Below are 22,531 nucleotides of genomic sequence, written 5' to 3'. Positions count from 1 at the left end.
AGCAATTATTCGTTAGCCCGCAAATAATATCTCAATTTAATTTCGAACTCTCACTAACTCAGCGCAAAAGATTGCAGCACTTACGGCTACATTTAACGATTCGGCTTCTCCGATCCTCGGAATGGTAACCGGTTTATTTATTTTTTTGATCACTTCGGGCGATATTCCCTTGCCTTCATTGCCTAAAATTACCAATCCTTCGCTTCCCCACTGGGTTTTATAAATCGATTCGCCATCTAACAAAGCACCGAATACCGGGAGGGTATTATCGGTTAAAAAAACCGGTAAATCAGCCTCAAAAATATTTACCCTTGCCAGCGATCCCATGGTCGCCTGAACGGTTTTTGGATTAAACACTTCCACACAATCTGCAGAGCAAATGATGTTTTTAAAGCCGAACCAATCTGCCGTTCTGATTATGGTACCCATATTGCCCGGATCCTGCACGCCATCTAAAACCAAAGTAAACTGATTTTTCAACTCTTTTTGGTCTAATTCCTTGTTTTTTGGTAGGTGAACAAGTGCTAAAAAGCCCTGTGGTGTTTGCAGCGTACTAATCTTGTCTAATTCAGCGTTCTTTACCTCAAATAAGTTTATATTTGCGGGCAATTTGGGTAACAAATTGTATTGTTCGCTGTTGTAAAATATGGTATGAATGTGGTAACTTGACTGAATAAACTCTTTTATGGATTTTATGCCTTCAACAATAAATAAACCATGCTCTTTACGGTATTTTTTTTGATGTAACGACTTTATAAAACTAATCTGTGATTTTGAAAGCATACCAATACTTAATAAATATTAAACTGAAAAGCACTGCAATATTACTATTTATTATTGTTTTAATTCAGGCCTGTTCATCAACAAAATACATTGCCGACTATCAATCGATCGTTAAAAAGGTAACGATTGACAGTGTTGATGCTAAATTTGAAGAGCAAGCATATAATTATGTTCAAAAAGATCTCAGACCAGCTTCTAAGCTGAGTATCCAGGTGCCATTATACAATCTGTTTAATACCAAGGATGGAAGGTATAAAACAAGTGATATCAAGCCTTTTGGTACCCCTCCGGCAATTTTGGACAGTACTTTGGTCGAAATTTCGAGAACCCAGATACAGAAATTCTTAAAAAGTAAAGGTTACCGTCAGGCAGAAGTTACTTCTTCGATAAAAGTAGCCGATAAAAAAGCGGAAGTTATTTTTAGCGCGAAGCCCGGTCCAGCTTATTTCATCGATAAATTGACCGATTCAATCCCGAATAAAAATATAAAAAACCTTTACCAATCAAATAAAGCAAGCATAAGCCACCTGCACAAAGGCATGCAATACGATGAAGATTCTTTAACTTATGAGCGGGAGCAGGTTTACCGCATCATGAAAGAAAACGGTTATTTCTACTTTTTAAGACCTTATGTAAACTTCGACGTTTATGGCGCAGAGCCAACTTCGAAAACCAATAAAATTGATTTGAATTTAAATGTAACCGATCCGGCAGAAGGACCGCATAAACAATTCAATATTGGTTACACACACATGATTATTGCTCCAAATCCAGATGGTTTTCCTGATTCGGTGCGTTACAAATTAAATAAAGATACTGTTAACGGGATCATCTTTACCGATTTCTCCAAACGTTACAGACGAAATCCGATTGTGAGGTACGATTTTTTAAAACAGGGTGAACTATACGATATCCGCAATGAAAACCTGACTTACGACCGCTTATACGAGCTGAATATTTTCAAGAATGTAAAGATCGATTATTTTAGAAGAGATAGTACCTCTAATAAAGTGAATGCTGTGATCCAATTGATTCCGCAAAAGGTGATGACCAACCGTATAGAGGGAGAGGTGCCTTTTAACGGGGGTACAGTCGGTTTTAACTTAAGTAATACCTACACAAATAACAATATTTTTAGAGGTGCAGAGCGGTTCGAGCTTCAGGTAAAAGGTGGTTTGCAATCCAGAATCGGCAATGGTGCTAAACCCTTCAGCGATATTTACCAGCGCGATTTTTCGATCAGTGCGAGTATTACTGTACCGAGGTTAATGATTCCTTTTTATAATCCGGTGCTGGGCGGAAACGGAATGCCGCATACTACCTTTTCGAGCAGTTACATTTACGCCTTGCAAAAAGATGTGTCGGTAAGAAGGATTTTCATTAACTCGATTACTTACGACTGGGTTGAAACCAAATCCAAACTTCACTCTTTTACCCCTTTAAATTTTGAGTACCGCTTTGGTAATTTAGATCCTAATGTAGACCCTAATACGGTGCTTAATAACCTTTATTATTCTACCTTACTTGGTCGTAAGGATTTAACCTTAGGTATGAAGTATACTTATACTTTAAACGCAAATAAATTGAATGAGTTCAGGTCTTTCGTTTATTTAAGGGCAGGAATGGATATTGCAGGCAATATGTTGCAAGGGATATCTAAATTAACCGGCAACAAGAATGATCCTGCAGGTGGCGATCCGGCGAAAATATTGGGCCTGCCTTTTAACCAATATATGCGTCCTGAGGTTGATATAAGATGGTACAAACACTTAGGCGGCGAAAAACAGTTTGTTGCCCGTTTAAACGCAGGCGTGGCTTATGCCTACGGAAATTCGGTATTAACAGGTATTCCTTTCGAGAAGCAGTTTTTTGCAGGCGGATCGAATGGGGTGAGGGCCTGGCAGGCGAGAACCATTGGCCCCGGAAACTATGATAGAGGACTTTTAAGAAGCGATACCTTGAGGAAAGCATTTTTTGGGCTTGACCAGCTTGGAACCATGCGTATTGAAACAAACTTTGAGTACCGTTTCACTGTTGCAAAGAATTTTTTGGGTGCTACATTAAAAGGAGCAGCCTTTGTTGATATTGGCAATGTATGGAATCTTCGTAAAGGTGAATCAATTCTTGCTGCCACTCCAGCACTTGATGAGCAAACGGTATTTAAATTAGGTAAACTGGCTCAACAACTTGCTATGGGTACGGGTTTTGGCCTAAGGTACGACGTGCAATATTTTGTTTTTAGGTTTGATGTTGGATTGAAGCTTAAAGATCCGCAGTTTACGGGCTCCGATCAATGGGTAATCAGTAAGTTTTTATCTGGTGCCAGGGATTTTAAAGATACTTACAACGCCACACACGGGCCTGATACTTATCGTTTCCTGCAGTATAACTTTGGTATTGGTATGCCGTTTTAATTAACCAAAAAGGCTTAATGCTTTAGGTTTTGTTTCCGGATTTTTAAAAGCAAATTCTTTGTAAGGTTGCCATCTTTTATCCTGGTGTTTGTAAACAGAAAAAGAGGCTACCTGGAATTCGCGCTTAAATTTTCGGTCTTTAAAATCAGCCATGATTTGAGTGAAAACGGCTTTTATATCCCTGAAAGCTAAAGTTAAATGTGGATTGACTTTTTCTTTTTTCTCTATCAGTTTTAGAGGCTGTAAGGCTTTTGAAATCTGTTTTTCAAGATTCATAATTCCTTCGTTCTGCGCTACATCCAGGTAGAAAGTGTGCTCCGGAAAGGCATTAAAATTTCTAAGCACTTGTGTAAACGGCGTGTTAAAAGAAGCATCTTCAAGTGATTTGAAAAATCTGTTTTCGGCCGCTAATGACGATAATTTAACCGGTGGATACAAAGTGATATGCGCAGGCCTTTTTAAAGATTCGTGTACATTAAACTTCTCTGAAATGTAATTCCTGATCTCATCAATATCTTCCACAATAGAAACAGGAGGAACCAAACAGACTAAATATAGATTTTCCACGGATCAAATTTACTAAAAAAATTAGCATAAATGAAAGGTGAAATGGTTAAAACGATTGGTTATTTCTTCTTTAGCCTTGATTCGTGTCTCCACGAACCGTTGTTATGGTTTGTGTCCTCACAGGCTACTTAAGTTTATTTTTGCCACTGATGCACAGATTAACACGGAAGAATTCCACGAAACGGACTTTTGCTTAATAAACCCGACCGACAGCGTTACCCCGATTTTAGTTTAACTTGATTTATAGAACATTTATCGGGGTTAAGCAAAGGTCGGTACTGGCGGAACCGAAGAACTACAGCAAAGCTTTTCTAAAAAAAACATGTAACAGCAAACAATCTTCGTTTCTCCGTTGCCGTGGTCTGTGTCTCACAGATCACTTAAGTTTATTTTTGCCACGGATGCACAGATTAACACGGAAGGATTCCACGAAACGTACTTATGTTTAATAAACCCGACCGACAGCGTTACCCCGATTTTAGTTCAATTTGATTTATAGAACATTTATCGGGGTTAAGCAAAGGGCGGGACTGGCGGAACCGAAGAACCACCGAAATTGCTTTTCTAAAAAATAAATAAATTCTGCAACTAAAGCAATCTTCGTTTCACTTTTTACACCCTGCTTAACAATTCGCAAACCTTGAAGTAAAGATTGCTTCGCCGGCTGAAAAAGACGTCTCGCAGTAACGATTTACGCACATCATTTAAAAACATCAAATGAGGTTCTTCAAGCCATCAAAAATACTTTCGAAAAAGGTAGAAAGGTTTAATCCGTTACTATGGTTAAAATAAACAAATACCAAAAACACAATCACCACAAATATGATGAGTTTGCGGAAGGCAAAGGCAATAATGATGAGGGCGATAGGAATGATAAACAGCCATAAACTATTGATGGCGTAAGGACTTAAATCGGTATCTTTTTTATACACATATACCAATTTGCTGTGCGTACCGGTATCGTTCTGATGTTTGATGTATACGAATGTAGATTTATCGATCGGCAGCGGCAGCACGGCAATACCATCGTTAAATTTTAAAATCTGGGTAAAACCACTCACACTGAAAGTATAGGTTCCGTTTATATTCTCGTTGGGATTGTTTAACGAATCGGCTGCAATAATGGCTAATTTATTGTTTTTAAGCAGGTTTTCTTTGACCAGGAAATTATTGATTGCTGCATTTTGGGCAAAGCCGGAAAAGCCGATTAAACACAGGGATAATAAGAGTAAGATTCGTTTCATTCGATAGAACGTTTATTGTAAATTAAATAACCGATATGCAATAATACACCATTTCTTTTAATCGCATCATTATATAAATTATAGCTTAAGCTTACAGGACCAAGTGGAGAGTGATAAACTAAGCCTGCCGTAGCGGCGTAACGTAATTTGGTAATGGCCTTTGCATAATCCACATCCTGGAAATTGTTCAGCTCAAACTCTTTGTGAGGCAAAAATAAATATCCTTCCAATCTAAAATCGAGATTTTTTTTAACATTATAAATGTTTTTTATTCCGCCGGCAGCATAAGTGGTGGCCCTGAATTTATCAAGGAACAATGAACGGCTATCCTGCAGCGGATAAAAAGCCGGAGCAGTTAACAAGGTAGCGTAATAATTGCTAAATAAAGGCTGATTGGAAATAACTCCCTCTACAATATAACCCAATGTATATTTTTTGAGGTGTAAAAAATAATTTTCCTGGGTGAGTTTAATGCTGCCCCAATGGTGCAAACGGCTAAGCTCCTGGGTTTTAATAAAACCTGGGGTACTGCGGAAAATATTACCTGGATCGTAATTTTCGCGGCCAGTTGTATAATTAAAACTTAAAGAAAAGCTCTGTCCGTTTGTGGCGTACTGTTTTCGGTTGAGCGAATTTTTTTCGAGGTTTAACGAACCTCTAAATCCATTAAAAACCGTTTCATCCAGCACATCTCCAACGCCAAAAGTATTGTTGGGGCTGTAATGATCACTATTATTGATAAAAGTAGAGTGAAGGACAATTTTTGTATTGTAATTTAAAGGCATGCCCACCATCAGGTCGATTTTCCGGTCGGATTGCTCGATGTAAATGGGGCGGGGGTTTTCGATAAAAATCTGACTGGTGTTATAATAATTCCAGTGGTTATAGGTTAGTTCGGCAGCGAGGAATAAGGGCAGCTTGGTTGGATAATCTACACGTCCGTTTACCTGAACAGATTCGTAGAAACGACCTGAATAAAAGCTGGTGCCAAAGGTGTACGATTTCCTGTTGAGGTAATTGTATTGCGCCCCGAGGAAAACATTGCTGATTGGCCTGGTGGAGATATTCCCACCCAGATCGAGTTTGAAGCTTTTTTTAGGTTGTGCCACCACCTCAAAGGTATAACTATCGGTTGCGGCCTGATAGGATATTTTAGGATATACCGTTTCAAAAGTCTGATCTGCAACGAGTTTGTAATAACCCCGTCTGATATCCTTAAGATCGAAAGTGCTTTGGTCGCTTTTAAAAAGCCTTTCTACGTATTTCTTTTGTTGCGCGTTAACCCCTGATACGGTAACGTTGCTGAATTTTAACTCTGGTTTTCTTGCATTAAATTTTTCTCTTCTTTTTGCCAGTTCTTCGTCGTTTACCCTCTTGCTGATCAAAGCCTTTATCCTTGGCATATCGGCCATGGTTGCATCGTAGCCTTTTTTAATCAGCTCTGCCACCGGTGCAAAGTTGGTTACACCATAATTGGCCAGATCGGGCTGGATATATATCCCATTTTTACCGATCATGGTAGAATCTGATTTGGAAAGAAACATGTATACCAAAAAACGGTTCATCAAACGGTCGTCGATGTTTTTAGGGTACTCGTTATAGGTTTTGGACGAAACATTGGCCCCGATGATATAATCGGGCTTAAAGTCCCTCTCCATTACGTCAGCAGGGAAGTTATTGTACAAACCACCGTCAAAAACATATTTCCCATCCAGTTTAATGGGGCGGTAAACAATGGGGACGGTCATGGTTGCCCTTACTGCTTCGGCCAAACTGCCTTTGCTTACGGTGATACTTTTTTGCGATAGTACATCAGCAACCATACAGCGGTAGGGTACAAAAAGATTGTCGAAATTATCTTTAGAAACCGCTGATGCCTGTGAGAAAAGTTCTAAAAAGGCGAAATTTAAGGGGATATCATTAATGAGGTTGGAGCGGAAACTAAAATGGAAACCCGTATCAATGGCCACTTTTGCAGTAAGCATAGAAGCATTTGGGGCATTTTTCTGAAAATAATAGGTGTAATCGCTGGTATAACGCCCGTTTACCCAATTTTGGAAATCGTTACTGAGCGCTATTTCTTCAATCTGTTTTGGGCTATAACCTGCCGCATACATGGCCCCAACAATACCACCCATTGATGTTCCGGTAATGTAATCGATCGGGATATGATTTTCTTCTAAGGCTTTTAAAGTACCGATGTGTGCCAATCCTTTTGCTCCGCCGCCACTAAACACAAGACCAACTTTTTGCGCCTGCAATTGGTTACAGCACAAAACGAAAAGGATCAGCAAAAATCTTTTAAAAGTTAACACCCCTAAAAATAGGTGTTTTTCTTTTAAAATCAGTTCAATATGAAAATGTTGTAGGTTAAAAATGTTGCAAAACTTACCCATATTATGTATGGAATAAATATAAGCCCTGCCCATTTATTGATTTTATAAAAGGTTAACGCATTGATAATGATTATAGCCAGCAGCAAAATGATTTCGGCAAGGGCAAAACCAACCTCATGCAGGTAAAAGAAAATGAATGACCAGGCCAAATTTAAAATCAGCTGAATGAGGTAAATGGCTACTGTACGTGGAAAATGTACAATTTTATCTCGTCTGATCCAAACCAGGTAAGCCGCGATACCGATTAATACATAAAGGGTTGTCCAAACAGGAGCAAAAAGCCAGTTTGGTGGATTAAAAGAAGGTTTATTGAGTGTTGGATACCAGGTTTTAACAGATTTGGCCGTTGCCCATCCACCCAGGGCGCCAACACTCAGCGTAATGGCTATATTAATGATAAACGCTACCGGTTTAAATTTCATGCCGTAAATTTGAGTTTAAACATTGGTAAATCCTAAAATGTTTTTATCTGCCTATTCCCGGAACAACGGCTAAACTTTCATTGTCTTCGTTTCCAACGCTTTGTACGGCGAACAAATAATTGTCTTTACTGTAAGGCAATCTGAGTTCGGTGGCGGAGGTGAAAAATTTCTTTTCCCAAACCGGACTGCTGGTTTCGCGCATCAGCACATAATATCCTTTTATTGTACCATTTGCAGGCGCTTTCCAGTATAAATAAGTAGAATTGCTCAGGTTTTTAACATCTACTTTTACTTCGGTAGGGGCAGATGGGGCCTTTGCCAGGTTGGCCAAAACCGCAATATTTACACCCGTATTTTTGCGGAGGTATTCGAAATCCATAAATTCCTGCAGATCACCATAACGCACACCTTTTTCGGTTCTAAGGTCCTGGTGCTGGTGATCGAAGTTTTCGTTCATTTCGGTTATGCGTACCGCGGTAAAACCGTTTTCTACAAATGGGGTATGGTCGCCGCCGCGTAAAAACCTGTCATTCCGGTAAATCAGTTTTACTTCGAGCTGATCTATATAACGCTCGCCAATTTCTTTAACATAACGGGCCAATTGACGGCTTTTTCCATCATTTTCTAAACCAAACTGGCGGATGCTTTTAGCATTTTTATCCAGGTCGAGGAAGGGTAATCCCTCACTAAATACACGTAAACGGGTATTATCGATAATCTGGGTTTCGCTGCTATTGTTGCTTCCAATCATATCGTTGTTCAGCATCGCATCTACATTCCAGTTTTCTTTTTTTGCCTTTGCGGCCATAAAGCCCGATCCCAGCAAAGATTGTTCTTCACCACTTACGGCTACAAAAATAATGGTGGCAGCAAATTTATATTGGCTCATAATCCTGGCCGCTTCAATTACACCTGCTACACCGCTGCCATCATCGTTGGCGCCGGGTGCATCACTGGTTCTGTTCATTACATCGGTAACACGGCTATCGAGGTGGCCACTCACCACATACACGCGTTTATCATTTGCATCTGTGCCTTTTAATACGGCAACGGCGTTACCCAACAAAGTAGGCTGATCTACTCTTTTGCCGTCGGGTTTAAAGGTGGTGGTATCTAAATAAGCGGTTAACCTGCCATCGCTCTGTTTTGCAAACTGATTAAACTTGCTCACCACCCAATTTCTTGCTGCACCAATACCTTTTGTTTTGCTTTTAATATCGCTTAAGGTATTGCGGGTACCGAAAGCAACCATTTTTGAGATATATGACTTTAATGAATCCTGATTTACCGCTTTAACCATTTTATCGATATCCTGATTACGGATTACCGTAGTTTGTGCTTTTATGGATAAACTTATTGAGGCAAAAAGTAAAATTGAGTAGATTTTTTTCATCTGTATCACCAAAAATTAATTAGATAGCTAATATATTGAATGATAACCTAAAAACCGGGGCTTAAATGTGTTTTTCTGTAACATTTTAAGCATAAAAAAGCCCTTTGAAATAAATCAAAGGGCCGGATTGTTTGGTTTTTAATATTATTTTGCAACTGTTGACGCAATTTCCTGTGTTTTGTTCCAGTTACCGAAAGCTTTTTTAGCTGATGATTTCGCATCACTTAATGCTACGTCGCCGGCAATGGTTAAAAATGTTTTTTCAGGAGAAATCTGGCTGTAAAAACTTTTTACATCAGCAAGGGTTAAAGCATTGATCGAAGTTTCATTTACCGATTGATCGTAATCATAATCGTGGGCTTTCAAACTGGTGATCAGTTTAGCTTTTGCAATATTGAAAGTTTTTTGATCGATTGTGGCGTTCTGGATCAAAGCAGCCATTTCGGTTAAATCTTTTTCAAGATCGGCACTAGCGGTAGCCAGTTTGCCACTGTTATCTTTAAAACTGATGTTCGCGTTTTTACTCACATTTTCGTTTAATACGGCGTTTAGTAACTCAACTACGCCATCTTTTTTATCGCTGAATGCTTTAGCATCCAAAGTAAAGCTTGAGTAAGCCTTTGGCGACTTATCATTTTCTGAAATGATAATGTTCATACCGTTTTTAAGTTTGTAGCCCACCGGCTCCTTAAAGGTTTGTGCTTTAGCTGAATAAACCGAGAGGATGGCAACGGTTGAAAGTGCAATTGTTTTAATGGTGTTCATTTTATTTTTTTTAGATAAATAGGATTGACTTTTATTAAATAATGTTGAGCAAATGTATAGCTGATTAGCTTCGTGGCCTATATCAAGGCGTTAGAAAGGCAGGAATCATAGACGAACGGGCGTATATACGTGACGAAAGAGGGATCGGATTTCTGCAAATATATATTTTATTCATTTTGTTCATTATTTATTTTCTGAAAATATTCCTGTAGGTTATGCTTAGTTTTATTTTTGACGTTAATCTGATACTCATGAATTGCTTAATCGTTGATGACCATGTGATTGCCCGGAATACAATAAGTCATTTTTTACAGATTGATCCTTCTTTGAAACTGATTGCCGAGTGCGAAAATGCTGCAGATGCCTATCGGAATCTGGCTGTTCATAAAATCGACTTGTTGTTATTGGATATTGAAATGCCAGGGATATCAGGAATAGAACTGGTTAAAGGATTGGGCGATAAGCGACCGTTGATTATATTTATCAGTGCAAAAAAAGATTACGCTGCAACTGCATTTGATCTTAATGTTGTAGATTTTATAGCCAAACCCGTAACTCCCGACCGGTTTTTAATGGCTATTAACAAAGCGAAAGAAATTTATAACCTGAGTAACCTGTTTGTAGGAAACAATGCCGATGATTTTGTTTTTATCCGTGATTCGGGTTTAATCAGGAGGATCAGACTGGATGATATCAATCACCTGGAAGCGCAGGGCGATTATGTAAAAATTTTTATGGGTGAGAAAACGTATTCTGTTCACTCTTCACTAAAATCTATTGAAGATAAACTCCCTGTTAAAAATTTTCTCCGGGTTCACCGCTCTTTCATTATCAATATTGCTAAAATAGATACGATAGAAGGCAATACTTTAATTATACATAAGCAGTTTGTTCCGGTATCTGATGCCTATAAATCTGTATTAAATAAGCGGATGCATATTTTATAAAGGTTTATGGAAGCAATTGAAAAAAAACATCAGGGGCCGGATAAGCCAATTGATGTATTAATTATTGGTGAAACAGATCATAAGCAGTTATCCGAATACCTTGAAGAATACGATGTCAGTTTTATTATTGCATTTAATGAGGAGGGGGCGATTAAAAATCTCCGTGATTTTACATTTAAACTTGTTTTAATCGATATCGATTCGCCTGATCTGGCGTATTGTAAAATAGTAGCGCACATTAAAAACGAGCTGCTTTTAAACATTCCGATAGTGGCTATTATTGCTGACGGCGGGGAGGAGATGAAAAAGAGATGTTTTGATAAAGGAATCAATGGCTGTTTCACAAGACCGATCTCAAAAATAGAATTGGTTGGTGTTTTAACACAGTTCTTAACAAAAGAAGTTTCCTCTGAAGAAAATATCCAAACTGCTACATACCGAACCATCGATTTAGGTTATTTAAAAGAGATCAGTATGGGGAATGCAGATTTTGAACGTGAAATGGCCGGGAAATTTTTCGAAATTATTGCTGAAGAGCTAATCCAGTTAAATAATGATCTTGGAGAGGGAAATTACGAAGCGTTAAAACGTACGGTGCATAAAATGAAATCGACCATTTATTTGATGGGGCTAAAACCTAAATTAAGTGCAGCGATTGAAGCCATTGAATATGATCAGCTCAACCATGATCAGTTTAGGCATCATGTAGATTCGATTGTTTCCGTCTGTGAAAAGGCCAAAGAAGAGGTTCAGCTATTTTTGAATCACACAATATAACAATCTCCTCTTTGGTGCTGTTGTTTTTGCTAAATCTTATCAGACATACTGGTGACCCGATGTGGGGATTGATTTTGAATCGCCGATAAATTCTTTTATTTCCCTGATGGTTTCGTCGGGTGCACTTATGTGTGGAAAGTGTCCGGTAGCTTTCATAACCACCAAAAAGTTTTCTGGGGTATTTTTATAGATAAACTCGCCCGCTGATAATGGAGCCATGATATCGTTTGAACTCTGTAGTGTTAAACTTGGTACTTCGAGGTCTTTTAATTTATCCCTGTAATCGGCCTTAAAGGTGGCCATTGCAAAAGCCAGTGCCACGCTTGGGTCGGTAGCTTCAAAACACTCCTGCAAAAAGTCAGATAGTTCTGGTTTTAATGGAGTATCCATTACCACAGGTGCTAAATTTTTAACCCAGCCCGCATAATCTTCGGTGATGTGTTCAAAAATGGTTTCAATATCTCCAATATTAAAACCGCCTATGTAATTATGGTCATTTAAATACCGGGGTGATGGTCCGATAAATACCAGTTTTTTAAATGATTCTGGTTGTTGCAATGCAGCAATCATGCCGATCATGCTGCTTACCGAATGGCCGATAAAGATGACATTGGAAAGCTCAAGGGTATCGATAATATCGATTACATCGCAGGCATAACCTTCTAAAGTAGCGTATTTGCGTTTATCATATTGGCTGAGGTCCGAATCGCCAGAGCCTACGTAATCGAATAATATGACCTTGTAATCCTCCAGAAAGGCGTCTGTAATGTATTTCCAGGAACTTTGCGCACAGCCAAAGCCATGGGCAAACATGATTACCTGGCTACCTTCGCCAAGGATTTTTACATTATTTCTGATGAGTATTGGATGCAAGATGTTTGATTTTAAAAGTCCCCATTAAGTTAAACAATGTAACGGTTTTTTTATAAAAAAATAAAAAATGAACAAAACGCACTACTGTAATCTGTGAACAGACATGATGTCTCCTATTTTAATGTCCTTAATTCATTAATGGTCAATTGTTTGTTGGGTTTTATTATTACGAAATTAAGGGCTTTAAGGTTTTAGAAATGAAAAATTAAATGCTGAAGATGATTAAACTCAATCCTGTAAAAGCACATATTTTGCTCATAATCATTATCTTGCATATAATCAGCTAACCGAAAAAAACTAATATCCCTAATGAAAAAGTCCGTCCCAATTTTTTTTATTGTCTGTTTATTCTATCTAAATACAATAGCACAGGTTAATTTGCAAGCTTTTAAACCTAATGGGGCAACTGTTTCCACCAGGCAAAAAGAACTGGTTCTGAGCTGGCCAGTAGGTAATGGTGCCATAGGTAAAATGGTACTTGATCTGGAAAATGGCAGACCATTGTTCAGCAGTTTGCAGATGGGTAAAAAAGGTGCATTAAAAGTAGTTGCTGCAAATCTAGATCCCGCTTTTATTTTGCGGGTAGGTAAACGTACATTAAGTGCTGAAAGTGGTGGTTGGGATGTGTTTTTTGATCGTGTACCCACACGGCCTTATACCACAAATGTAGTAAAGTTTGAAAAAGGAAGTGCCAGCGTCTCTACACATGGTTCGCAAACTGTTGTTAAAATAGCAGGTATACAATCCGAATTGTTTAATGGTAGTTTAGAAATTACGCTTTACAACGGAAGTCCTTTGTTTAACGTTGCCGCAGTGGTATCTACCCAAAAAGATTCAACAGCTATTTTATACGATGCCGGATTGGTAAATAAAAAAGAGATGTGGACTAATGTTGCCTGGAGTGATGTAAAAGGTAATCTTCAGACAGAAAAGGCTGTTAAAACTGATGAAAGTAAAAATCTTGAAGTAAAATACCGTACCGTTATCGGCGAAAATGCTGGCGGAAGTTTGGCTGTTTTTCCGGCACCACACCAATATTTTTATCCATTGGATGAAGCTTTTAACCTTAAATTCACCTGGAAGGGCCGAAATTATTTAAACCTGATCTCCGGGTATGGTATTGGCATCCGTCAGGATCCTTTGGGAGATAAACGTTATGTGCCCTGGTTTAATGCGCCACCAAATACACAACAACGGCTCAATTTTTTCTGTTTGTTAAGCACTGGGAAAGCAGATGCAACTTTGGCGGAAGTGAAGAAGTTTACCCATAACGATACTTATGTGCCACTGGCGGGTTACAAAACAATGGCGAGCCATTTTCACAATGAGTTTATTTCTGACGTGGTGTTAAGTGGAAAAACTATTCCCGAAAAACCCGAATTTGTAACGGTACTGAAAAAAGCTGGTTTAAATATTGTAAAACTTGCCGAATTTCATGGTCCTGGACACCCGAAAGGGCCAGATTCGACCCGTTTGAAAGAATTGGACGCCTTATTTAAACAAACCCAAAGGCTGTCTGATCCTAATTTTCTGTTATTACCGGGAGAAGAAGCGAATAATTTTTATGGAGGGCATTGGCTGGCATTTTTTCCTAAACCGATTTACTGGATCATGTCGAGGAAAAGCGATTTTCCTTTCGAAAGCAACGATCCTAAATATGGTAAAGTTTATCGGGTAAATGATAAGGTTGAAATGCTCAGGTTATTGGAACAGGAGCATGGCCTGGCCTGGACCGCGCATGCGAGAACGAAAGCTTCAACAGGTTATCCGGATAAATATAAGGAGGAAGATTTTTTTAAATCGGAAACTTTTATGGGTGCCGCGTGGAAAGCCATTCCAGGAGATCTTTCCTTACCCACTTTAAGTAAAAGGGTGTTAAACCTGATGGACGATATGGCGAATTGGGGTTTGAGGAAACATGTGATTTCGGAAGCCGATATTTTTACCATTACCGAACAGAATGAAATGTACGCACATTTAAATGTGAACTATTTGCAATTGGATAAAGTGCCGAATTATGCCGATGGCTGGCAACCTGTTTTAGATGTAATGCGAAAAGGTAAGTTCTTCGTGTCGACAGGCGAGGTGCTGATCCCAAAGTTTAATGTTAATGGGAAAGGTGCAGGCGAGACGTTGAAAATTGATGCAAACGGTAAAACAACGGTAAACATGCAGCTCAACTGGACGTTTCCACTAAGTTTTGTAGAAATTGTATCGGGCGATGGGGCAAAGGTTTATCGTAAACGCATTAATTTAAATACAACGCAGGCTTTTGGCAAAAAGGATTTTAGCTGGCAGATTGATTTAAAAGGTCGTAAATGGGTAAGGGTAGAGGCCTGGGACATTGCGACTAATGGTGCTTTTACGCAAATGGTGTGGTTGGAGTAGTTTTACTGTCATCCTGAGGGGTAATCTATTGCATAAAAATCGATATTGATGACAGAAAAATCCTGGCGCAATGAGCTCACTTCGTTCGGTTAGCTTCGTGCCTCGCAATGATGACTTTTTTCATTGATTCTATAAATGGTAGCGTAGTAGAAAGGAATTCGAGCGTATAATACACCTGGTGAATTGTCATTCCCAACCTGATAGCTATCGGGTTAGAAATCTTAATGAACCATGTTTTAAGCATTACGATTCCCGCCTGCGCGGGAATGACGACCTTTTTAAGGATCAAGCCTACGCATTTGCCACGGATGCTCTGAATACACGAAAAATTCCCCGCGGTTTGTTACCTGAGCATTATATTGCTTTATATCGTCCGCGTTTATAACGAGGACGGATGGGAAAGGTAATTTTTATCGCTATTTACAACCATGCGGATGCAATATCCAAGCTTGCAGATACGATATCCAAGCTTGCGGGAGCGATTTACAACCGTGCGGATGCGATTTATAACCGTTCGGATGCGATATCCAACCGTGCGGATGCAATATTTAACTATGCGGATGCGATTTACAACCGTGCGGATACGATTTATAACTGTGCGGATGCAATATTCAACCGTGCGGATGCAATATTTAACTGTGCGGATGCAATATCCAACCGTGCGGATGCAATATCCAACTATGCGGATACGATTTACAACCATGCGGATGCAATATCCAACCTTGCGGATAGGATATCCAGCTTTTTGGGCATAAGCTTTTTGCATGCGCATTATGTTAACGTTATGCTGCATCAATCTTAAACCTCCTGATGGCAAGATAAAAAAAGGTAATGGAATATAAACCCGCAAGCAATCCTGCACATACTGCGGATGGGGTGATGCCAAAATCGTGGTTAGGCGGGAAAGAGAAATGTAGCGTAAGCATCAGGATAAATACAATTGCAATGCTGTAGAGGCCATTCAATCCTGCTTTTTTCAGAATAAAAGGATAACCGGTAATTTTTACTTCTTCTTTGTAATTGATGGCACCAGTATGTTGAAGCGCTTTTATTTTCTTTAATATATCGAGGGTAATCATAAAGGGGAGCAATAAAGACATCGGCAGTAAAAATCTGGCCAGATTTTGCTCACCGCTAAACAAGTGTACCGAATTTTGTGCTTTGAAGGCAAAATAAGGTACTACCGTGTTCAATACAGTATTTGGAATAAGGTGAATAAGCAGATTTTTGCGCACAAATTTCCGCCAGTTTGAGACTTTTGTCTCTTCATCTTTTATCACATCATCAGGCATTGGCCAATTCATTTAAATTTTCCTTAATCAGTTCCATTGCCCTGTCTTTGATCTGCCAGGCTTCAAACTCCCTTAAAAACGATTCGTTAGACATGAAAGAGAAATCCAGTTGTCCGTTAAAAGTGCTGCACACCAAAGTATTGGCGTTTTTCCATGGGAAAGCAACGGTTGGGCTATAAATGGTTTCTATGGAAAAATCCTGATAATCCTTAGGGATGTTCAAAAGTCCCATGTTGCTGAGTGTAATATCGTGGGTACCTTTTGTGGTTCTTAAAAATCCGATCATTTTATTTACCGATGAATGGAAATACTCGCTCATGCTCAAGAGGTCGTAAACTTTCATTTCGGCTATTTTTGCGTCCAGATCATTTTTTAATAGCTGCGCTTTGGCCCAGAAACTGTTTTCTATCGGGTCGAGTTTAAGCTCTGCAATGGGTGCGAAGGCAAACATGGTGTCTTGTTTTATGGCCTCTACAAATCGCCTGATATCAACCGGACAGATCACTTTGCCATGAGCTTTAGTGCCTTGAACGTGTTTGAAAGCTTCCATAAAGGCCACACAGATGGCAGCATGTACCGTTGTGTTTTCTTCCTTGCATTTCTGCAATAATTTTTTGGTGTTTTCGGCACTAATTTTCCAGTGAACGGCATAATTGTTCCGATCTACCTGATTGTTGGAAGTGGCTTTAAAAAAGAAAAACAAGCGACCCAGGGCTGCAAAAATCTTTCCTTTAAAGTGACCGAGTCTGGAGATGGAAAAATCTTCCGGCATCAGATCGTTTACTGACAAAAACGAAGGGTAAGGCGCCAGGTTTTGTTGGGGATTATCGATCAATGTCATCAGTTCACGCATCAGGTTTAATATGGTAGTTCCATCGCAGATACAATGCGGAAGTACGAGTAAAAAATCTGATTTGGTTTCTCCTTTTAGCCATACTAGTCTTGCCAATGGTTCATTCTGATTGTCAAAAAGTTTATACCATTCGGTTTTAGATTGTATTAACCAATCTTCATCTGTTAAACGATCGGTAATCCTGACCGGGATTTTACTGATATTTTCATGATGTACGAAATAGGGCGTTTTGCCTGTAGCATCGATATTCATCTGCAATAGCGGATGTTTCTGCTGGATTTTCTGCAATGCCCGATGCAGGTTTTCCTTGCTGATGGTACCAGATATTTTGGCACCAAAAACACAGTTTAAAGGTGTTTTAGCATCCACATGCATAATCCGTTCACCTAAAATTAATCTTCTTTTCATGCGGTTGCGCTTAAAATTTCAACGGGTTGCTCTAACTGGTTTTTAAGGATGGAGATCACTTTCTCTTTAATAGCTTCTGCTTCTACATAAGGTACATAACCTTCGCTGGCTACAAAAGTGAAATCCATTTGGTTGCGGTAAGTGGAAACGATCATGGTGGTAGTGTTACCCAAAGGTCCCACTACCGAAGGACTGAATACGTTTTCTACTTCAAAATGCTGGTATTGATGTGGGATATCGATTTTACCAAGGTTAGAAAACATACAATCGTTGCTTGATTTGCCATATTTTAAGAAATTGGTGAAGTTGTTTAACGCCGGGTGGCAAGCTTCCATCATCATCATCAGGCTGTAAGGATTGAGTTTTGAGGATTTATTGTTCACATCTTTCTGTAAGGCCCTCACATTATCAATAAAGTCTTTTTCTGGCAGTAGGGACAGTACAATCATTAAACCAAAAGCAAAAATGTGGTCTTTTTTAATAATCGGGTTAAAGTTCCTGATGTCGACCGGGAGCGATATTTTGTTAAAGGCTTTTTCTTTTCTTACTTCTTTAAAGGCCGTTAAAACTGCGGCACTCAACAAAGTATTTACGGTAAACTGATTGGCTTTGCAAAACTGGATGATCTGTGTAGTGAAATCCCGATCAAATCTCCAGTGGAGCATAAAATCTTTTTTTCGCTCAACGGCTACTTTTTTGATCGGGATGATCCATAGGGCGAGCGTGGCAATTTTCCCGATCAAACCATTTTTAGTCCGGTTGCGGTAACTGTTCAGCACCTTTGCAGGGATGACATCTTTTATACCCATAATCGGAATTTCTTTGCCGATATCTGCATCTGGATCGTCTAATAGCTGAAGCAGTTCGGTTAAAATCGAAAGCGTTGCGGTGCCATCGCAAAGGCAGTGGTGGTATACCATCAAAAATTCGGATACCTCTCTTCCTTTTAGCCAGGTAATGCGGCAAAGTGGTGCAGTTGAGGCATCAAAAACAGTTTTCCACTCTTGTGTAGATTCCTGCTCCCAATGATCATCACCTAAACGCTCTACTATTCGGATGGGAATTTTAAAAGCTTCGGTAAGGTTGGTTACAAACCAGGGCTTTTTATCTTCGTCAAAACGAATTGCTGCGGTTAACCAGGGATGTTTTTTCTGGATTTTAAATAAGGCAAATTTTAAATCATCTTCTTTAATTTCTCCCCTGATTTTGAAAGGTATTACAATGTTAAACGGACTGTTTCCATCTCCGTATAACATCCTTTCACCGAATAGCAGTTTTCTTTTCATTTAGATTAGTGTATTCTGAGTTGTCAACTTTCTAGCAAACTGGTTATGGAAGTTGACAACTCTTAAAGTTATCTTTATGCGTTTTTTCACTATGAATTTATGCGTTCCGTCATCCCGAATTTATTCAGGATCGTAGTGCAATGGGCTTTAAGATTCCCACCTGCGTGGGATCCGCTAGCTATCGGATGACGATCGCTTTTTATAATTTACGCCAAGAGTTGTCAACTTTCGGGCGAGCGTATTATCAAAGTTGACAACTCATATCATCTATGCTAGCGGGCTATCAAAGTTGACAACCCTATTAACCTCGGCAAAATCTTCCAGCAATTGCACCGCTTTATCATTGCCACCGGCTGCGATGAATGTTTCTCTTATTTTTTCTGCAGCCTGGCGGTATTTCGGGTTTTCTAAAAGCTCGAAAACGGTATCTCTTAAATCGCTGATGCGTAAACGCTTGTAACGGATACTCACGCCACAGCTTGCGCCCTCAATTAATTTTGCAGTATGGAAATGATCGTAAGCAATAGGGGTAATCAGCATTGGTAAACCATTGGTGAAAGTATCATTTACGGTATTGAAACCGCCGTGGCAAATTACCGCATCCATGTGTGGCATCAACTCTGACTGCGGCACAAAACCGTTTACGATAAAGTTATCAGGCCATTTTTCAAAAATATCGGGATTGGTTGCGGCCACAATGGTTACAGGCTGGTTTTCGAAAGCGGTAATCAGTTTCTGGAAAAATTCCTTACGGATATCAACCAATAGCGTGCCCAACGAAACAAAAATTTTAGGCGTGGTGGCCTGGCTTAAGCGTTCCCAATCAAAGGGGGCTAAATTTGGCCGGCCTTTTACCGGACCCACAAATTGTATATGCGGTGGTTTTTCTTCAAAGCCGGCAAAAGCCTGCGAAGTGAAAACCATGTTCAATTGGTGCGAATGGATATGGATATCGTCGCTATAAATGCCTACTTCTCTTTGTAGACCCTTGATCAGGTTTTGTTGCCATTCGAATATCTTGGGAGCACTATTTGCGGTATCACCCATTACATCAGGTGGAACCGGGGTAGTGGTAACCGATGGAATGCCTTTTAAATGTGCGCTTAATGCACCCGCAAAGGTAATACAGTCGTTAATGATCACGTCGGGTTTCCATGCATCAACAAAGTTGTTCAGCCCTTTCATCATCATTTTAGCAAAAGGCACATAAGTTTCTTCGAGCGCCAGTTTCATCACCTCTGGTCCAGAACAGGCAGGGCCATCATCCTGACGTTTTAAAATGCGTTGTATTTCATCAGTATACTCCACCAGATCTTCTTCGGGGTAAATAAACTCGCCACCTTCGGGCAAATGCACCTGGGCAAGCGGAGTAATGCCAAGCCATTTTACTTCATGGCCGCGGGCCAGTAAACTTGCGCCAATACTTAATGTTGGGCTAATATGGCCAAAAAAGGGCGGGACAACGAAAAGGAATTTTGACATAATGTATAATTTAACTGATGAATACGTTTGAGGTTTTATTGCTTAAAGCTTCCAGTAAATCGGTGGCACTTTCTGTTCCACCAGCCTGGATAAAGGATTGTTTGATCTGCTCTGCAGCTATTTTATAACTGTCGTTCTGCAGCACTTTGTTTACTGCTTCTTTAAGGTGATTGGCTTTAAAACGGTTAAAGTTTAAACGTTCTCCGGCACCAACCCTGAAAACACGTCCGGCAACATGGCTTTGATCGTATGCTATTGGAATAACCACCATGGGTAAGCCATTCATTAAAGTTTCGCATACAGTATTGTGTCCGCCATGGCAAACCACAGCATCAAGGTGTGGCAAAAGTTCTAATTGTGGTACCTGGCGCTGCACGGTAAAATTAGCAGGCCACTCTTCAAATAAAGCAGGATCGGAAACTACCACCACGTGTAAGTCTTCATTAGCGAAAGCCTCGATTACCTTGGCAAAAAATGCTTTTTTATGTTCGTGATCGAAAGTGGTACCAATGCTCACCAAAATTTTGGGTTGGCTGTTATGAAATGCGTCCCAGCGAAAAGGAATGGAGGTTTTGCGGCGGTTAAAAACCGGGCCTACAAATTTAAAATGTTCAGGTAAGTCCATCTCCCCGAAAAAATCGCGTGAGGTAAATACCAAGGTGGCAAGATCAGAGCAGGCAATAGAGCCGCTTGCGGTGATGCCGAATTCTTTTTGCAGCTCCACAATCTGGTTCACTTCCCATTCGTGCACTTTTGGCAGTTCATCCATTACTTTTATGGCTGCTGGTGCAGTAACAGAGGTTACGTAGGGATAGTTTTTATTGGTAGCGGCAATAGCTCCGGCAAACATCTGGTGATCGGTAATCACCACATCAGGCTTAAACTGATCGAGCAGACCGGCAATGCCTTCATAACTGTGCCTGTTAAGCGGAATCAATACTTCTTCGTACAGAAATTTGATGCTATCGATGCCGTAAACGATCTTTTTGGTGATGATATCGAGGTATTTTTCGGAATCTTTTTTCTGCTGATCGTTCTGGTCATAACTGATTACGAGTAATTCGCCGCCCTCAGGAAGTTTATCGCCCAGCGATTGATCTAAAGTAATCCATGCTACACGGTGGCCTCTATCCAATAAAGCTGCACCCATACTCAAAGTTGGGTTAATGTGGCCGGTTAGGGGAGGAACTACAAATACGAATTTTGCCATGTGTTTAATTTTATTTTTCCTGAAAGAAGTTTAACAATGCTTCTGCAATAACTAATGGTTGTTGAATGGGGATATTATGATCACCCGGAACGGCAATTAAATCTGCATTTTCGATCAGCCCATCAAGGTATTTTCCTGCGTTTAAACAATTAGAATCGGTACCATATAATAATAGGGTAGATTGTTGTATGGTTCTAATTGCCTCACTGCCGAAAAAGTCTTTTTCAAGCTCCATGTCTGTTTTAATCGAAGTTTGATAAAAGAGGTACTCGTACATGCGGTGGTTGCGCTCCATTTGCCGTTTACCCATTTTCACTTTGGTGGTATCGGTAAAGTTTTCGACATAATGCTCTAAAAACTCGCGGCTGTACTCATCAATAATGCCCCTGGTTTTATCATCGTTAGGGTCTGGCGCTTCAATTATGGCCAGTTTGTTAATGCGTTCGGGAAAGCGGATGGCCATTTTTAAGGCAATCAATCCGCCAAAACTATAACCACCCAGATGCACTTTTTCCAGGTTTAATTCCTCCATAAGTGCAAGCAGATCGTTGGTCATGCTCTCCAGGTCGTATCCTTTCAAAGCCTTTTCGCTCATGCCATGACTTTTTAAGTCGTACAGTACCACGCGATATTTTGTGGCCAACAATGGTGCGATATTAAAATAATAGACAGACAGGTTACTGAACATCCCGTGAACAAGGACGATGGTTTCAGCAGCTTCTTTATTGAGCTCCTGAATGTGAACCGATTTGCCGTTTACCGTTATGACTGGCATTCTTCGATATAAGAGATGATCATGCCTAAGTTTAAGTTGATCAGCTGATCTAAATCCATGGAAGATAACCAGCCTGTAAAATCGATCTGTTCGCCAAAATGCGCCTTGATTTTTTCGGAAAAAGATACAATTTCAATGCTATCCATTTCCAGATCTTTGGTGAAAGAACTTTCAGGGGTGATATCCATTTCTTCAACAAATTCTTCGCCGATTACTTCGGTGATAAATTGTTTCATGAGGTTGAAGATTTCTTCGC

Annotated in this window: 20 protein-coding genes; 5 read left to right on the top strand and 15 right to left on the bottom strand. The window is 39.8% G+C overall.

Features of this window, described 5'->3' with window-relative positions:
- Positions 1-36: 36 nt before the first annotated feature.
- Positions 37-783: a TrmH family RNA methyltransferase gene (locus H9L23_RS14950; RefSeq protein ID WP_187591168.1), complete on the bottom strand. Its 747-nt coding sequence runs from the start codon at positions 781-783 to the stop codon at positions 37-39.
- Between H9L23_RS14950 and tamL the strand changes: the two genes are divergently transcribed.
- Positions 774-3,197 carry a translocation and assembly module lipoprotein TamL gene (gene tamL, locus H9L23_RS14945; protein ID WP_187591167.1) on the top strand — a complete coding sequence of 808 codons (2,424 nt, stop codon included), beginning with the start codon at positions 774-776 and terminating at the stop codon, positions 3,195-3,197. The two genes, H9L23_RS14950 and tamL, sit on opposite strands and share 10 nt — an antisense overlap.
- On the opposite strand, the gene H9L23_RS14940 is transcribed toward tamL, so the two are convergent.
- The 6 genes from H9L23_RS14940 to H9L23_RS14915 form a co-directional block, all read right to left on the bottom strand.
- Entirely contained in the window at positions 3,198-3,764 is a 567-nt protein-coding gene (locus tag H9L23_RS14940) for a 2'-5' RNA ligase family protein (protein ID WP_187591166.1), read from the bottom strand.
- Between the two features lie 713 nt (positions 3,765-4,477).
- Positions 4,478-5,008, bottom strand: coding sequence for a hypothetical protein (locus H9L23_RS14935; protein ID WP_187591165.1), 531 nt, complete (start codon positions 5,006-5,008; stop codon positions 4,478-4,480).
- Positions 5,005-7,404 carry a patatin-like phospholipase family protein gene (locus tag H9L23_RS14930; protein WP_246474699.1) on the bottom strand — a complete coding sequence of 800 codons (2,400 nt, stop codon included), beginning with the start codon at positions 7,402-7,404 and terminating at the stop codon, positions 5,005-5,007. Before H9L23_RS14930 ends, H9L23_RS14935 begins: the two co-directional genes overlap by 4 nt.
- Positions 7,353-7,826, bottom strand: coding sequence for a TspO/MBR family protein (locus H9L23_RS14925; protein WP_187591164.1), 474 nt, complete (start codon positions 7,824-7,826; stop codon positions 7,353-7,355). Before H9L23_RS14925 ends, H9L23_RS14930 begins: the two co-directional genes overlap by 52 nt.
- 43 nt (positions 7,827-7,869) lie before the next feature.
- Complete coding sequence (locus H9L23_RS14920) at positions 7,870-9,219, bottom strand: M28 family metallopeptidase (RefSeq protein WP_187591163.1); 1,350 nt, start codon at positions 9,217-9,219, stop codon at positions 7,870-7,872.
- A 144-nt stretch (positions 9,220-9,363) separates the two neighbouring features.
- Positions 9,364-9,984, bottom strand: a complete 621-nt coding sequence (locus H9L23_RS14915) for an insulinase family protein (RefSeq protein WP_187591162.1) — start codon at positions 9,982-9,984, stop codon at positions 9,364-9,366.
- A gap of 251 nt (positions 9,985-10,235) precedes the next feature.
- Between H9L23_RS14915 and H9L23_RS14910 the strand changes: the two genes are divergently transcribed.
- Together H9L23_RS14910 and H9L23_RS14905 are read left to right on the top strand one after the other, a co-directional pair.
- Positions 10,236-10,931 (top strand): LytR/AlgR family response regulator transcription factor, encoded by a 696-nt coding sequence (locus H9L23_RS14910; RefSeq protein WP_187591161.1) that lies wholly within the window; start codon positions 10,236-10,238, stop codon positions 10,929-10,931.
- A 6-nt stretch (positions 10,932-10,937) separates the two neighbouring features.
- On the top strand, positions 10,938-11,708 hold the full coding sequence (locus H9L23_RS14905; RefSeq protein ID WP_187591160.1) for a hypothetical protein: 771 nt from the start codon (positions 10,938-10,940) through the stop codon (positions 11,706-11,708).
- A 39-nt stretch (positions 11,709-11,747) separates the two neighbouring features.
- On the opposite strand, the gene H9L23_RS14900 is transcribed toward H9L23_RS14905, so the two are convergent.
- Positions 11,748-12,581: an alpha/beta fold hydrolase gene (locus H9L23_RS14900; protein WP_187591159.1), complete on the bottom strand. Its 834-nt coding sequence runs from the start codon at positions 12,579-12,581 to the stop codon at positions 11,748-11,750.
- Positions 12,582-12,890: 309 nt separating this feature from the next.
- Here H9L23_RS14900 and H9L23_RS14895 point away from each other — a divergent pair, with 309 nt between their 5' ends.
- Together H9L23_RS14895 and H9L23_RS14890 are read left to right on the top strand one after the other, a co-directional pair.
- On the top strand, positions 12,891-14,969 hold the full coding sequence (locus tag H9L23_RS14895) for a CehA/McbA family metallohydrolase domain-containing protein (protein WP_187591158.1): 2,079 nt from the start codon (positions 12,891-12,893) through the stop codon (positions 14,967-14,969).
- Between the two features lie 394 nt (positions 14,970-15,363).
- The gene (locus tag H9L23_RS14890) at positions 15,364-15,771 is read left to right on the top strand and encodes a hypothetical protein (protein ID WP_187591157.1); all 408 of its coding nucleotides are present in this window, start codon (positions 15,364-15,366) and stop codon (positions 15,769-15,771) included.
- Here H9L23_RS14890 and H9L23_RS14885 read toward each other — a convergent pair.
- The 7 genes from H9L23_RS14885 to H9L23_RS14855 all read right to left on the bottom strand — a co-directional run bounded on the left by H9L23_RS14885 (position 15,752) and on the right by H9L23_RS14855 (position 22,511).
- Positions 15,752-16,273, bottom strand: coding sequence for a hypothetical protein (locus H9L23_RS14885; protein ID WP_187591156.1), 522 nt, complete (start codon positions 16,271-16,273; stop codon positions 15,752-15,754). The two genes, H9L23_RS14890 and H9L23_RS14885, sit on opposite strands and share 20 nt — an antisense overlap.
- Positions 16,254-17,522 carry a condensation domain-containing protein gene (locus H9L23_RS14880; protein ID WP_187591155.1) on the bottom strand — a complete coding sequence of 423 codons (1,269 nt, stop codon included), beginning with the start codon at positions 17,520-17,522 and terminating at the stop codon, positions 16,254-16,256. Before H9L23_RS14880 ends, H9L23_RS14885 begins: the two co-directional genes overlap by 20 nt.
- Entirely contained in the window at positions 17,519-18,808 is a 1,290-nt protein-coding gene (locus H9L23_RS14875) for a condensation domain-containing protein (RefSeq protein ID WP_187591154.1), read from the bottom strand. Before H9L23_RS14875 ends, H9L23_RS14880 begins: the two co-directional genes overlap by 4 nt.
- Before the next feature lie 267 nt (positions 18,809-19,075).
- The gene (locus H9L23_RS14870; protein WP_187591153.1) at positions 19,076-20,290 is read right to left on the bottom strand and encodes a glycosyltransferase; all 1,215 of its coding nucleotides are present in this window, start codon (positions 20,288-20,290) and stop codon (positions 19,076-19,078) included.
- A 10-nt stretch (positions 20,291-20,300) separates the two neighbouring features.
- On the bottom strand, positions 20,301-21,500 hold the full coding sequence (locus H9L23_RS14865; protein WP_187591152.1) for a glycosyltransferase: 1,200 nt from the start codon (positions 21,498-21,500) through the stop codon (positions 20,301-20,303).
- A gap of 10 nt (positions 21,501-21,510) precedes the next feature.
- On the bottom strand, positions 21,511-22,275 hold the full coding sequence (locus H9L23_RS14860; protein WP_187591151.1) for an alpha/beta fold hydrolase: 765 nt from the start codon (positions 22,273-22,275) through the stop codon (positions 21,511-21,513).
- Positions 22,263-22,511 carry a phosphopantetheine-binding protein gene (locus H9L23_RS14855; protein WP_225876570.1) on the bottom strand — a complete coding sequence of 83 codons (249 nt, stop codon included), beginning with the start codon at positions 22,509-22,511 and terminating at the stop codon, positions 22,263-22,265. The genes H9L23_RS14860 and H9L23_RS14855 overlap by 13 nt, the downstream gene beginning before the upstream one ends.
- Positions 22,512-22,531 lie beyond the last annotated feature (20 nt).

Source organism: Pedobacter roseus (assembly GCF_014395225.1).
Taxonomy (GTDB): Bacteria; Bacteroidota; Bacteroidia; order Sphingobacteriales; family Sphingobacteriaceae; genus Pedobacter; species Pedobacter roseus.
The sequence above is the reverse complement of the archived record's forward strand: the minus strand, read 5'-3'. Positions and strand labels throughout refer to the sequence as shown.